The organism is Marinomonas sp. TI.3.20 (assembly GCF_038155025.1).
GTDB classification, from domain to species: Bacteria; Pseudomonadota; Gammaproteobacteria; order Pseudomonadales; family Marinomonadaceae; genus Marinomonas; species Marinomonas flavescens.
In genome coordinates, this window is sequence record NZ_JBAKAS010000160.1 from 1 (window position 1) to 212 (window position 212).

A 212-nucleotide genomic window follows, 5' to 3' on the forward strand; every position below is an offset into this window, starting at 1 on the left:
TTTTGCATTTGTGCTGACGCGTCGAGCTTGCGAGACAGGCGCAAGCAAATGGAAGAACAAGAAACGCTGTTTTGACTAAAACGCTGGAACGAAAAAACCCCACCCTGCGTAGCAGGATGGGGCTTCTTTTAATTATAAGCTTGACGACGACCTACTCTCACATGGGATCCCCCACACTACCATCGGCGATGACGCTTTTCACTTCTGAGTTC

Annotated in this window: 1 rRNA gene; it reads right to left on the minus strand. The window is 49.1% G+C overall.

The annotated features are described in order from the left end of the window. Positions 1 to 138: 138 nt before the first annotated feature. Positions 139 to 212 (minus strand): 5S ribosomal RNA (gene rrf / locus V6259_RS20175); the annotation flags it as partial.